Source organism: uncultured Campylobacter sp. (assembly GCF_937959485.1).
Lineage (GTDB): Bacteria > Campylobacterota > Campylobacteria > Campylobacterales > Campylobacteraceae > Campylobacter_B.
The window spans coordinates 25,384-39,176 of the sequence record NZ_CALGPY010000012.1 but is presented as its reverse complement, the minus strand read 5'-3'; the positions used below and the strand labels follow the sequence as shown (position 1 = coordinate 39,176).

Sequence of the window (13,793 nt, the reverse complement as noted above, 5' to 3'; positions counted from 1 at the left end):
CTCCTTGTGTCGTTGTGTATTTGGTTTTGGAAAATTGGATTATACCGAAACGCTCTTTATTTTTGCTTATATACGGCGCGAACCATCTAAATTTAATGATTTTTCAAATTCTAGAAATTGGGCTAAATTTTAAAATTTAGGTTATATTTTTAGCTAAATTTAAGATTACTCTCTAAATTTCGCACTACCTAAATGTAAAACCGATGCGCCAAAATTCCGTATCCTTTATGCCGCCGATTTAAAATTTAACGCCTACGTACTTCCTATCTCTGCGCTCTTGCGTTTAAATTTAGCCCTAAATTTTAAGTGAGGAATTCCACCCTCATATCGGAGCGATTGAGCGGATTTTAATAAATTTGTCGGTAAAATCGCGCATCTATTTTAAAATTTAAGGCGGAAATATGGCAAAAGTATGGAAATTCGGCGACGATATCGACACCGACATCATTATCGCGGCGCGCTACCTAAATACCTCCGACGCAGCGGTGCTTGCGACGCACATCATGGAGGATGCGGACAGGGATTTTTCGTCCAAAATAGCTCGCGGCGATATCATCGTAGCGGGGAAAAATTTCGGCTGCGGCAGCTCGCGAGAGCACGCTCCGATGGCGCTTAAGGCTGCTGGAATTTCATGCGTGATCGCAAAAAACTTCGCTAGGATTTTTTATCGAAACAGCTTCAATACGGGCTTTTTGATCCTCGAATGCGACGAGACGGATAAGATCGCGCAGGGCGACGAGCTTAGCATCGATCTAAAGGGCGGCGTAATTAAAAATTTAACTCAAAAAACTGAGTATAAATTCGGCGCGATACCGGAGTTTATGCAAAAGCTACTTGACGCGGGCGGAGCGATAAATTACGCAAAAACAAAGATAAACTTGTAAGGAATTTGGATGAAAAAATACGACGTATGCGTGATAAAAGGCGATGGAATCGGCCCTGAGATCATCGAAGAAGCGATCAAGGTCCTGGATGCCGTAAGCCATAAATTTAATTTTGAGCTAAATTTTGACTATCGCTTGATGGGCGGCGCGGCGATCGATATTATGGGCGTTCCGCTTCCGGATGAGACGCTAAATGCCGCTAAATCAAGCGACGCGGTGCTTTTCGGTGCGATCGGTGGCGCGAAATGGGACGGCCTGCCGCGCGAACTGCGCCCCGAAAGCGGGCTACTGAAAATTCGCAAAGAGCTTGGAGCGTTTGCAAACCTGCGCCCTGCGATGATTTTTGATGAGCTGATAAACGCTTCGACGCTAAAACCGGAGATCATCAAAGGCGTCGATATAATGGTGGTGCGCGAGCTTACGGGCGGGATTTATTTCGGGCAGCCGCGCGCAAAAAACGAAAAGGATGCGCTAAATACGATGTGCTACAACGCCGCCGAGATCGAGCGCGTCGCAAAAGTTGCCTTTGAGGCTGCGCTTTTGCGAAACAAAAAGATAACGCTCGTGGATAAGGCCAACGTGCTTGAAACAAGCCAGCTGTGGCGCGAGGTCGTAAGCGAGCTAGCCAAAGATTATGCGGGGATAAATTTGGAGTTTATGTACGTTGATAACGCCGCAATGCAGCTCGTGCGGGCGCCTGCGCAGTTTGATGTGATTTTGACGGAGAATTTGTTCGGCGATATTTTAAGCGATGAGGCGAGCATGATCTGCGGCTCGATCGGATTGCTTCCGAGTGCGAGTATCGGCGGTAAGGTAGGCATCTACGAGCCGATCCACGGCAGCGCGCCCGACATCGCGGGGCAGGGTATCGCAAACCCGATCGCTACGATCTTAAGCGCTGCGATGATGCTGAAATACGCATTCGGCGAAAATGAGGCCGCAGCCGCGATCGAAAGCGCCGTGCGCGCTGTGCTTCGCGACGGATACCGCACTAAGGATATAGCGCAGTACGACGCCAAAGAAATTTGCTCGACCGCAGAGATCGGCTCGATCATCGCAGATTACGCGGCTAAGGCTTAGGAGCTAGCTTTGAATGGTGCGCTAGCATACGCTATGGAGCTTGAGAAAAAAGGCGATATCTACGGCGCAATGCGGATTTGTCGCAGTATTTTACGCGATAATCCGCAAGATGGCGATGCAGCGGTGCTTTTTGCGCGGCTAAATTTAAATCATCGGGTAAGCTCAGGCGTCAATATGGCGATGTTAGAGCGCTTTTTTAGCATAGATGCGCGCAAACAAGCGGAATTTAAGAGGTGGCTAATTGATGTATGAAAATGAACTGGAAGATATCATCGAAGCGGTAAATGAGATGAAAGCACAAAAGCGCGCGCAAGATTTGACGGCGCAGCAAGAGGGGGTTACAAATGCAAACAGCGCTGAAGCAGAAGCGCAGGATGCTTTAAGCCCCGCTTCTTTTACGCCAGATCCTATTGCATCTAGCACCTTAAATTCCGCATCTGCGCCGGATATCGCTTCATCAAACGCGCAAAATTTCACTTCCTTAGATACTAAAAATTTCACTTCGCGCTTTGTTTCATCGGACGCTTTAAATTCCGCCTTCGATCATTCAAATTCCATGGCGAGTAAGAGCTCTGCGCCTAGCAGCGCAGAATTTGCAGCGGACGCTACTTTAAAAAAATCTGCTGTAAAAGATGAAAATTTTACTTTTTCCAGCGAGGAGAATTTTAAAAATTCTGATCTTACAGGCGGTCAAAATTCTGCGGCTTCCGCCTCCCCAAACGGAGAGAATTTTAAAAATTCTGCTTCTGCAAGCGGCAAAAATTCCGCAAATTCAACCTTTGCAAACGATAAAATTTTAAAAAGCTCCGCCGCAAAATTTGACGAAAGCTTTCGTGATTTATCGGGCATCGCAGGCGAAATTTACGATAGTCTAGGCAGCGATATGAATGGGTTTGTTTCGCCGCAAAGCAGGGACACAAGCATACCGCGAAGCTCTGCCGAAAGTAAAGATTTTGAATTAGCGCTAAATTCTACGAATGACGACTCCCAAAGTGAGCAAGATTTGACGCCTCGTATTTTAGGCGCGCATTTTAAGGAGCTAAGCAATGACGATTTTGGGTCTGGCTCTGATTTCAAAGAAAACGAAGTTGACGATTATTTCGGTACGGCGTATTCTAAAAAGCAGGATTTTGCGTCGCTTCAAGCTCAAAATTCCGCCGCACTAAATATCCGCAATGCTGCCGCGCAGCAGCAAAATTTCGTTTCACAGCCACAGAATTTTACGACGCCTGGGGTGCGAGGTGATGAGCTCGCCACGCCGCAGCTTCGCAATTCTGCCGCACAGGATATGCAAGCGGAAAGTTTTGCCTCTTATGGTGCTCAAAATTCCGCCGTGCGCCAGCCAGAGGAAGCGCGACATCTCGGGGCCGCGAGACAAGCGGGCGATAAATCAAAATATCTCGCAAATACAGATTTTAAAATTTCAAGCGAAGCGGAGTTTTTGAGCGCAATAAAAGAGCGAATTTTAGTGCTTTTTGAGGGGCTGAACGCTTTTGAGAAGGGCGATTTGAACGCGCGTGTGGAGCTAAATTTAAAATTTATGGAATTTTTGCTTGCAAGTATCGAAAACCGACTTGAAAATCTATCAAAATGACGATTTTATCGCGCTTTTAGATTATCTTAAAAAATTTAGCTCACGCATCTATCTGGTGGGCGGCTGCGTGCGCGATCATTTTTTAGGTCGGGCGAGTGCTGATGTGGATGTGGAGCTTTACGATGTGGGTCCGCACCGCTTCGAGCAAATTATGCAAGACTTCGGCGCACAGGGCGTCGGCAAAAGCTACTTCGTCTATAAATATAAAAATTTCGACATCTCGCTTCCGCGCACCGAGAGCAAGACGGGCATCGGACACAAGGGCTTCAGTGTCGCTTTGGCTACGGATGAACATGAGGCTAGCAGGCGGCGCGATTTTACGATCAATGCGATGATGATAGACGCTATAAGCGGCAAAGTGCTCGATTTTTACGGCGGGCTTGCGGATTTGCATGCGAGGATTTTGCGAGTGGTTGATCCGCACACTTTCGTGGAGGATAGCTTGCGCGTGTATCGCGCAGTGCAGTTTGCTGCGAGATTTGAGCTTCGCGCCGAGCCTCGCACCTTAGAACTTATGCACGGCATCGACGTTAGCGATCTTAGTTGCGAGCGCGTTAAAGCGGAGCTGATTAAATTTTTCCGTGCACCTGCGCACCGATATGGGATGATGCTAATGCAAGAGCTAGGGCTTTATGAGCGGGTTTTTGGATTGCGGATTGATCCGCGCGCGCACGAGCGGCTGATAAAATTCATAGAGCACGGCGAATCTTTCGTGAGAAATGAAATGTTTTTTTTATACGCGTTTTTGAATTTTTTAGGATTAGATAAAAATAAAATTTTAAAGAATTTAGGGCTAAATTCTCTTTATAAAAGGCTACTTAGCGAGCCGTTTTTTAAGCGGGTAAGCGACGAGCAGCTATGCAAAATCGCTCTAAAAATGCCGCTTAAGCAGTGGCTCGGGCTGTATGATAAAGGTAGGATGCAAGCATCAAAGCGGCTTGGGATTTGGGATAAGAAATTTAAGAGCTTGATTTGCGCTGCGGATGTCGCTCGCAACCTGCGCGGCGCTGCGATCGGCAAGGAGATTGAGAGGCTGCAAGAAGCGGAGATTAGGGCGTTTGTAGCGGCTTTAAAAGCGTAAATTTAGAGAGATTTTTGTAAAATCGCCGTTTTATTTAGGAGCTAGTTTTATGAAAAAATTCTATCGTCGCGATGAAATTTACGCGTTTTGCAAGAATGCCGCGTCTTTGCAAAAGCACGCTTTTTGCTTTGATCGCAGGCAAAATCTCGTGATTTTTACTGCGCGAAATTTTATCTTTTGCGGCGAGCGAAATTTAAATTTTTGCGGCGTAAAATTTCATAGCAAAAAGCTTAGCTCGGTAGGATTTCACGACGCGGAATTTTACCTATTAAAATTCCATCCGTCGTGCTGCCACACGGAGAAAATCCACGAGGCGAAGTTTTATGGATCGCGGGAATTCCGCAGATCACATCGCTGCGGCGATAAATTATACGAGCCGTGCAGCAACGAGACGGAATTTCACGGCTCGCATTGCAGCAAGATGAAATTTTGCGGATTAGGACATCTTGGCACAAAATCTCACAGCCTGCGTCGTATTAAACGCATTAAAGCAAAATTTATCGAGCCGTATCGCGTGTCCTGTGGCATGGGAGCAGCTCTCGCGCCGCACCGCAGAAGGACGCAAGAGCCGTGTCGCTGCAAGGAGAGATCTGACGTCCTGCAGCGTCGCAAAATCACGGACCTAAATTTTATTTCACATAATTTCAAATTATGGAATTTTGCCCATTCAAATTTGCAAGGCTTTACCGTGCGAAATTCCAAGCTGCGTAATTTAGCTTTGCAAAATTCTAAATCTCAAAACTTTGCCTTGTGGAATTTTAAATCACAGAATTTCGCCCGTGCAAAATCGGCGGTTTTTGATGTTTAATATCGTGTTAGTATATCCACAGATCCACACAAACACCGGCTCCATCGGGCGCATGTGCGTCAATGCGGGGTGTCCTTTGCATCTGATCAAGCCGCTAGGATTTGTCATCGACGATAAGCATCTGCGCCGTGCGGGGCTTGATTATTGGGCGAGCTTGGATCTTAAAATTTGGGAAAATTGGGGCGAGTTTATGGCGGCGAACGAGAAATTTAAGCAACGCTTCTTTTTTGCGACGACGAAGACGAACAAGCTCTACTGCGAAGCGAAATTCAAGCCGGGCGATTTTTTGATTTTCGGCTCGGAGGGGCACGGGCTGCCGCTTGAGATCATGCGCACAAATCGCGAAAACTGCATCACGATCCCGATGAGTGGGGCGGGCCGCAGTTTAAATTTAGCCACCAGCGTGGGCATCGTAACCTACGAAGCGATCCGCCAAAACATCGATAAATTTGACTTTAGGAGCGCGGTTTGCGAGTTTTAGCGCTACTTTTTGCGATGTTTTTCTGCGGCGCGAGTGCGGCGGAGCTGAAAATCGCATCGTTTAACGTGCAAAATTTATTCGATGGCAAGGATGACGGCACGGAATACGCGGATTTTGAGATCGGGCGCGGCTCATGGAGCGAGCAAAAATACGAGCGCAAGCTGCAAGAGATAGCGAATGAGATAAGCGCGCTTAATGCCGATATTTTGGGGCTGCAAGAGATCGAAAACGAAGCGGTGCTAAAAGCGCTTGCGCAGAAGGCAGGCTATAAATTCTACGCTTTTTCGCGCGCGCAGACTGCACCTGCGGGCGTGGCGGTGATGTCGCGCATACCGATAAAATTTCAAAAAACCTACCGCCCGATAGAGCTTAAAACACGAGATATTTTGCGCGCTGATTTTGCGCTTAACGGCGCTGATTTTAGCTTTTATGTCGTACATATGCTCTCTGCACGCAATCCGCTTAGCGAGCGCAAGCGCAATTTCGCCTTTTTACGCGAGGTTTTGCAAGGGCACCAACGCGCTATCGTAGCGGGAGATTTTAATACGAATTTTGGACGAAATTCTTTATTAAACGAGCTTATCGAGCGCGATGGATTTAGCGATTTATGGGCACTACATCCCTGCTCGCAGTTAAAGCATTTTAGCTCTTGTAAGTCTCATGAAAGTGGCGCGGTGCTCGATCATATCTTGCTTAGCGACGATTTTTTTAGTAGCGAGCCGGGATATAAAAAGGACAGCTTCGCGGTTGCTAAATTCTCTACCGCTTCCGATCATTTTCCGATTAGCTTCATTCTGACGAACGAAAGCGCTTTAAAATCTATGCCGAAAAAGCAAGAATTTTTAGCTAAAAATACCGCTAGTGCCGCAAAGACCACCACGATAGAGAAGCTTTACGGGCGCATTATAAGCGAGCCTGTGTTGATAAAAGGCGTAGTCGTGAGCTTTACAAACCGCCATGGCTTTGCGATCTCCCAAGATGGAAGCGGAGTTTTTGTCTACGGCGGCGGCGGGCTGCAGCTAGGCGATAAACTCGATTTGCTAGTAAAAAAGACGAAATTTTATAAGCAAAGCTTTGAGATCGACGATTTTGAGATCGTAGCTAGAAACGGCAACGTAGGCTCTATCGCACCATACGTTTTGCCTAGCGCATCGGTGCGGCAGCTGCGCGCAGGAGATGTGATAAGCACGATCAAAGGCGACGTTAAGGACGGCATAATTGATCTAAAAAGCACGGGAGAGTTTAGAATTTTTCGCAAAAGCGCTCCTGTACAAAACGGCAAAAATTTAGAATTTAAAAATGCCTATTTTACGATTTATAAAGGGCAAAAGGAATTTATAGTAGAATGATACACGCCGTTATAACCGCACTTTTCGTGCTTTTTATGATATTTATGATCGTAGGATTTAACCGCGAAATGATGGAGAAAAACGAAAAACGAAATCAACGAAAAAAGGATAAAGATGGAACTACTAATTGAGATTGGGGTCGAGGAGCTGCCTGCGATCCCGTTTTTAAAAGAGCGTGCGAATATCGTGCCAAAATGGCGCGCAGTGCTTGAGGCCAACCGCATAAATAGCGACTTTCGCTTCGAATTTAGCCCGCGTAGATTTGTGCTATTTCACGAGGATTTTCCGCAACGCGGCGATGATGCGCAGATCGTAAGCACGGGCGCACCAAAATCTGTCGCGCTCAAAGACGGCGCGTGGAGCCCTGCGGCGCTAAGTTTTGCTAAAAAATGTGGCATAAGCGAAAGCGAGCTGGAATTTCGGCAGATAGGTGGCAAAGAGGTGCTCTACCACGCTGCGGTGCAAAAGGGGCGTGATAGTCGTGAAATTCTAGGTGAAATGATAGAGGAGTTTTTGCGATCACTAAATTTTGGACGCACGATGCGCTGGGGTAGCGGCAAGTTTGAGTTTATCCGTCCGATAAGAAGCATAGCCTGCGTTTTGGGCGGTCAAAACGTAGATTTTGAAATTTATGGCGTGCGAAGCGCGGCTGCATTTTTTCCGCATAGAAAATTTGGCTATGAAGCGATTAAATTTAAAGACGCCGCAGATTATTTCGCACTGCTGGAGCGTAACGGCGTAATTTTAAGCGAGCAAAAAAGAAAAGATAAAATTCTAAGCGAGTTTGCAAAGCTCGAGAAAAAGCATGGCTTTAAGATCGAGGTCGATCCTGCATTGCTGGATGAAGTAACGGCGATCACCGAGTATCCGACGGCGCTGTTAGGCAGCTTTGAGCGAGATTTTTTAAGCGTGCCAAAAGAGGTCATCATCACTTCGATGAAGGAGAATCAGCGCTATTTTCCCGTTTTCGAGGGTAAAAACTTAAGCAATCACTTCGTTGTCGTTAGTAATGCAATCACCGATGATGACGAGCTTGTAGTACGCGGCAATGAAAAAGTTTTACGCGCGCGCCTAAGCGATGCTATGTTTTTTTGGAAAAGCGATTTGCAAGCGGAATTTAGCCCTGAAAAACTTAAGCAAATTTCCTATATGCAAGCTCTTGGCTCGGTTTATGATAAGCAAGTGCGCGAGCTAGCGGTAGCAAGGGCACTGAGCGCGGATTATGCTACGCAGATCGAGGCGGAGATCGGCAAAAAGGATTTTGCGCAGGATGTGGAAAATGCCGTAATGTTTAGTAAAGCAGACCTTAGCAGCACGATGGTGGGCGAATTTAGCGAGCTTCAAGGCATTATGGGCAGCTACTATGCCGCACACGCTGGATTGGCAGATCATGTATGCCGCGCGATACGCGAGCAGTATCTGCCTAGCGGCGAGGATAGCGAGCTGCCAAGCGGTGTATTTAGTAGCGTAATTGCTGTAGCGATGAAATTTGAAACACTCCTGGGACTTTTTAGTATCAATAAAGTCCCAAGCGGCAATAAAGATCCGTATGCGCTTCGCCGCGCAGCTACTGGGCTAATTAAAATTTTACTAAATCAAGGATTGAGCTTTGATGCGAATGCGCTGGCGCAGAAGCTGGCGCCAAATTATAAGAAATTTGACATTTCTAAGCTGCTGGATTTTATAAAAGATAGGTTATACGGAATTTTTGACGAGATAAATCCATCCGTGATCAAGGCGTGCATCGCAAGCGGCGAAAACGATCTATTACGACTAAGCAAGGCCATAAAGGCACTGGGCGAGATCGCAGCAGCAGCGGACTTTGCAGAAAATTTCGCGACTTTTAAGCGCCTAGCCAATATCATCAAGGACGAAAAAATAGGCGCGGTGGACGAAAACCTATTCGAACACGACGCTGAGCGTGCGCTAAATGCGGCGTTCAGGGCGATTAAGCTCAATGAAAACGACGTGAGTGGGTATCTGCGCTCACTATTTGGGCTTAAAGGCGTGATTGATGATTTTTTCGATAACGTAATGATAAATGCCGAGGATGCCGTAGTGCGCGCAAACCGCATCGCAAATATCGGTCAAATTTATCGCGCGTTTTTGCAGTTTGCCGATATCAAAGAGATAGGATTTTAATTTCACTTAGAACTCATTTGCCCAAGGTTGCACGAATCTTGGGTAAAATTTTACCACGCAAAGGAGCGTAAATGCTAATAATCAACGCAAAATTACCAACTAAAAATCTAAAAATCACAAAATCTCTCTCGCAGCTGATTCAGGGCTTTCTTTATCGCTATTTGCCGGCTTCAGAGCACGTAGGATACAGGCACGAATCAAGCGGTAAAATTTTTAAACGCACGGTGTTTGATTTTATCCTGCGAGGAGAGGATTTGCGCGTGCGATTTGCTTCATGCGAGCCGGAGTTTGAACGCAAAATCGCGCTAGCAGTGCTAAAAGACGGGCTAAGCTTGGGTGAAATTCTATTTACGCAAACTACCGTCGAAGCGAAAAATCATAAAATTTGCGAGAACGAAGCTATTGTGCAAGGCTACGTGGCGTGCGCAGTAAGCGGGCTTTTGGGACATAAGGTCTATTTACAGCCGCAAGATAGCAGGCATTTAGAGATGATGAAGACGAATATTTTACAGCGATTTGAAACGATTATGGGGCGAAAATATGATAGCGAAATGGAATTAAATTTATTATGGCAAAAGCCGGGTGAGTCTGTGAAATTCTATTACGGCAACAACCGCGAGCCGGTATACGCGTGGCAGGCAAGATGGAAAATTTTAGCTAGGGCTGAACTAATAAATTTGATCCTTGGCACGGGCGCTGGAAGTGGGTGCATGAACTACGGAGTAGGGGTTTTGGAGGTTGTAAAGCAAGACCTTATTAAAGTACAAATTTCTAATCCTAAAAAGGATAATTGCTTGCTTTGAAATCGATTGTATAATAAAAATCTAAAAAAGGCAAATCATTCTTCTAAAATACAACAACTATTGACAATATAATTAAAATTTAGTTATAATTCACCTATATTTTAGAAAGGATAAATTTTGGGCGATATAGTTAAAATTTTTTCTAGTATCGGCGAAATTTATGATAAACAGAAAACCAAAATTAACAACAAGAGCTACGAATACGATGCTATTAAAATTTATCTTTGTGATATTAAAAGTAAAGAAATATCGGTAAATAATAATATTTCAAGAGACGATTTAATAGTTTGTAGATTTGGCATAGGCGCGAATTCTGGCAATTTGTTCCCTAATGTCCAATTCATTAGCAAAGCCGTAAAAGACGATACTTCTAAATTTATAAAAGGAATTTCAAAAGCCATAAAAAATATGCTCTCTTGCTTCAATCCTGACGATATCAAAAATGATAAAATATTGACGGATTTATCTAGTTTAAACGAGAGCTTTTTTGATGATATTTTAAGTGAAATTGTAGCTCTACAAGAAGAGTCTAAGAAAAAGGGCATGAAAGTAGCTACTTTTTTTGCATTATCTTGGGAAGGTAGGCCGATTTCAGCGTATTTCAAAAATATTTTTACGAGTCATTTAAGTGATAGCGATAATGGTAAAACTGTCAAAATTTATGGTTATGATATGCTTACAAATAGTATGGGTATCGGCGGAGATGCGAATTTGGCGTTTTGTTCCGTAAATGAGCTACCGACTGCTTTACAAGACATTAAAGTTAGATTACTACCTCTAAATAGTGCTAATGCAAATTTGGTTAAAAACGGTTTTATGGCAATTGATAAGGAATTATCTTTTAATTTTTACGGGGATAAAATGGCGGTCTTACCGACGTTAATGGTAAATGATGCAAATTTATTAGAAAAAATAGTGGAAATTTTAAAAGATCCGAGCGAAAAGAAAAAAGATCTGCAAGGCATACAAAATATTGAAGAAAGTATTAATTATGAGTTGGAATCCGTAGCTAAAGCGCAAGCAAATATGCCCGTGCTAAATACAATTTTATTTTATAAAAAAAGCAATGCTGCGGTTAATGTATTATTGCAAATAGATGATGTATTGCCGTCTTATATTTCTAAAATTTCCGATTTAATGGGTAAATATAATATTAGGGCGATTAGGCGAAAAGATAGTAAAGATCAACAAGATGATACTATTTACATGCAAAATTTATTTCTTAAAAACATCGACATTATGAATTTTTTATTATCGCAAAATAGGATGAATTTGGACGATATAATGGAAAAATATGCTACTTTGATTTATAAAGGCAATATTAACTCTAGCTATGCGTCAAAAATAGAATGGGGATTTTATTTTAATCGCATTAAGACATATCAAAATAGAAGTATAGAAAGTATCGAAAAATATCAAAATTTCTTTAATGAAATAGGTGCTTTAAATGAAAAAATATCATTTGCAAGGGAGGTTAATTTGCAAGGCTTAAGCGATAAAAAAGAGCTAATAAGCTCGATTTTGAAAAATAGCGAATTTCTAAAAGATAATGAAGTATTGCAGAGTGCATATTTGCTAGGAATGATGTCCGCAGGGTTGATAAATCGTCAATTTGCTATTAGCAAAAATAGTTCATTCGAAAAATGGCTGAATAATGCGGGACTAATTACGAAAGAGCTTTTAGAACGGATTTGGACCAAGTGCGATGAAACCAATAAAAAACTCTCCAATGTATCGCGAGGAAAAAGAAGCGCTAATATAGAAATCATGCGCGATATTTTGATTGGAATTTTACCAAGTGCGTTTTTATCTCAAAAGCGAGTTAAGGGCGCTTATGTAACGCTAGCTTTTGCTATGGGCGGAAGTGATTTTACGAAATATATTAAAGATAACACTCAAGGAGACGAGTAATGAAAAAGAAGGAAATTCTATTTCTTTGGGACGGCGAAAATTTTAATCCAAACGGCGATATGCTAAGAGATAACGCTCCTAGGATAGACGATGAGACGGGTATAGCAGAAGTTACTGATGTACGTATAAAGCGAACAATTAGAGATGAAATTATGAAAAAAGACGAAAGTACGATTTTCATTAAAGAGTATAAAAGAGATGAAAATATCTTAGATTGCAAAAGCGCGATACGTGAAGTAATTAACGTTAAGCAAGAAAAAATCGAGATAGAAAAAGAAATTTTATCTAAATTTATTGATATTCGCGCATTTGGTGGAGTTTTGCCGATATCGGATAAAGACGAGATGAAAAAAGAAGGCATAAAAACAGCCGGAATTCAATTTGTCGGACCCATTCAGTTTAGAATGAGCAGATCACTTCATAGAGTTGCGGTAGAGCATATAAAAGGCACCGGCGCATTTGCAAGCGGTAGCGATAAGGCAAATAAAACGTTTAGAGAAGAAGATTTTTTAAATTATGCAATGTTTGCAACTTACGGAATAGTGGATAATCATAGTGCAAAGATTACAAATTTAAGTGAAGATGATGTAAAAGTGATTTTAGGCGCGCTCTGGAGCGGGACTAAAAATTTAATTACTCGCACGAAAATGGGTCAAATGCCTAGATTTATGCTAGTAATTACATATAAAAATGATACTTTCGCTGGAGATTTAAATAACTGTGTGGCTATAAATAGTAGCAAAGAAGATGTGGAGATAAGAAGTATAAATGATTTTACAATTGATTTTTCTAGATTAAAAGCTAAACTTACTAGATACGCGCAAGAGATCGAAAAAATAGAGTATATGAGCGATTTTGACTTCGAGCAAAATAACAGATCACAATTTGATAGTAATTGGATAAAAATAGGATTTTAAATGGATATAATAGCTTTTGAGCTATCGGGAGATTATGCGCATTTTTCTCATCCGGCTACTATCTACTCGTCTCTTACATACCCGGTGCCGCCAAAGACTGCCGTCATGGGGCTTTTGGGATCGATTATAGGTGAAATGAATTATTTTAAACTTAACGATATAGGTTATAGCGTTATTTTAAGTTCGCAATTTCGCAAAAAAACTATGATTTTTAACGGTATAAAATTTGCTCTATCGTCAAATATGCATATCGAACAAGGCTATCAAGATTCTAGCGAGAAAAAGCAGTTTTATAAAGAGCTAATAAAAGATCCTAGATATGTCATATTCGTTGATTTAAGTGCTTTAAATGCTTCTTATAAAGAAAAGATAATCGACAGCTTAAAAGCTCATAGATGTGTCTTTACGCCATATTTAGGTATAAATTTTTGTATAGCGGATTTTAAATATATCGAGATAAAAAATTGTGAATTGGTGCATGAAAAGGAAAGTTTTATAGATACGTTCGTTTTGATGGACGATTTTATATTTGATGCACAAAGCTTTGATATCAGACTTACTACGGCTAGAATGGCTTGCGGATGCGAAGAGGGTCGAATTTTTAAGGATTTTAAAGATTTCGTTATTAAGTTAAGCGGCAATAGTCAAATCAAAGCAAAGAATAGAGGAAATATTTATCAAATAAATGACTACAAGGTCTACTTTGCAAAGTGAGCTGCTATCGCATCCTAATAAACCATTAA

Annotated in this window: 14 protein-coding genes; all 14 read left to right on the top strand. The window is 42.7% G+C overall.

Features of this window, described 5'->3' with window-relative positions; genetic code table 11:
- Positions 1-401 precede the first annotated feature (401 nt).
- Positions 402-884 carry a 3-isopropylmalate dehydratase small subunit gene (locus Q0380_RS07645; RefSeq protein WP_297913507.1) on the top strand — a complete coding sequence of 161 codons (483 nt, stop codon included), beginning with the start codon at positions 402-404 and terminating at the stop codon, positions 882-884.
- 9 nt (positions 885-893) lie between these two features.
- Positions 894-1,964, top strand: a complete 1,071-nt coding sequence (leuB, locus tag Q0380_RS07640; protein ID WP_298962195.1) for a 3-isopropylmalate dehydrogenase — start codon at positions 894-896, stop codon at positions 1,962-1,964.
- A gap of 9 nt (positions 1,965-1,973) precedes the next feature.
- Positions 1,974-2,216, top strand: a complete 243-nt coding sequence (locus Q0380_RS07635) for a hypothetical protein (protein WP_298962191.1) — start codon at positions 1,974-1,976, stop codon at positions 2,214-2,216.
- Positions 2,209-3,558 (top strand): hypothetical protein, encoded by a 1,350-nt coding sequence (locus tag Q0380_RS07630; RefSeq protein WP_298962189.1) that lies wholly within the window; start codon positions 2,209-2,211, stop codon positions 3,556-3,558. Before Q0380_RS07635 ends, Q0380_RS07630 begins: the two co-directional genes overlap by 8 nt.
- Complete coding sequence (locus tag Q0380_RS07625) at positions 3,518-4,639, top strand: CCA tRNA nucleotidyltransferase (RefSeq protein WP_298962186.1); 1,122 nt, start codon at positions 3,518-3,520, stop codon at positions 4,637-4,639. Before Q0380_RS07630 ends, Q0380_RS07625 begins: the two co-directional genes overlap by 41 nt.
- 49 nt (positions 4,640-4,688) lie before the next feature.
- The gene (locus Q0380_RS07620; RefSeq protein ID WP_298962182.1) at positions 4,689-5,447 is read left to right on the top strand and encodes a hypothetical protein; all 759 of its coding nucleotides are present in this window, start codon (positions 4,689-4,691) and stop codon (positions 5,445-5,447) included.
- The gene (locus Q0380_RS07615; protein ID WP_298962704.1) at positions 5,440-5,928 is read left to right on the top strand and encodes a tRNA (cytidine(34)-2'-O)-methyltransferase; all 489 of its coding nucleotides are present in this window, start codon (positions 5,440-5,442) and stop codon (positions 5,926-5,928) included. Before Q0380_RS07620 ends, Q0380_RS07615 begins: the two co-directional genes overlap by 8 nt.
- The gene (locus Q0380_RS07610) at positions 5,916-7,277 is read left to right on the top strand and encodes an endonuclease/exonuclease/phosphatase family protein (RefSeq protein ID WP_298962179.1); all 1,362 of its coding nucleotides are present in this window, start codon (positions 5,916-5,918) and stop codon (positions 7,275-7,277) included. The genes Q0380_RS07615 and Q0380_RS07610 overlap by 13 nt, the downstream gene beginning before the upstream one ends.
- Positions 7,274-7,408, top strand: a complete 135-nt coding sequence (locus tag Q0380_RS07605; protein WP_298962176.1) for a hypothetical protein — start codon at positions 7,274-7,276, stop codon at positions 7,406-7,408. The genes Q0380_RS07610 and Q0380_RS07605 overlap by 4 nt, the downstream gene beginning before the upstream one ends.
- The gene (gene glyS / locus Q0380_RS07600) at positions 7,392-9,419 is read left to right on the top strand and encodes a glycine--tRNA ligase subunit beta (RefSeq protein ID WP_298962173.1); all 2,028 of its coding nucleotides are present in this window, start codon (positions 7,392-7,394) and stop codon (positions 9,417-9,419) included. Before Q0380_RS07605 ends, glyS begins: the two co-directional genes overlap by 17 nt.
- Positions 9,420-9,490: 71 nt before the next feature.
- Positions 9,491-10,222: a CRISPR-associated endoribonuclease Cas6 gene (locus Q0380_RS07595; protein WP_298962170.1), complete on the top strand. Its 732-nt coding sequence runs from the start codon at positions 9,491-9,493 to the stop codon at positions 10,220-10,222.
- A 117-nt stretch (positions 10,223-10,339) separates the two neighbouring features.
- Complete coding sequence (locus Q0380_RS07590) at positions 10,340-12,133, top strand: TM1802 family CRISPR-associated protein (protein WP_298962167.1); 1,794 nt, start codon at positions 10,340-10,342, stop codon at positions 12,131-12,133.
- A complete protein-coding gene (gene cas7b, locus Q0380_RS07585; protein WP_298962163.1) occupies positions 12,133-13,050 on the top strand; it encodes a type I-B CRISPR-associated protein Cas7/Csh2 in 918 nt (305 codons plus the stop codon). The genes Q0380_RS07590 and cas7b overlap by 1 nt, the downstream gene beginning before the upstream one ends.
- Positions 13,051-13,764 (top strand): CRISPR-associated protein Cas5, encoded by a 714-nt coding sequence (gene cas5 / locus Q0380_RS07580; RefSeq protein WP_298962160.1) that lies wholly within the window; start codon positions 13,051-13,053, stop codon positions 13,762-13,764.
- The last annotated feature ends 29 nt before the right edge of the window (positions 13,765-13,793 follow it).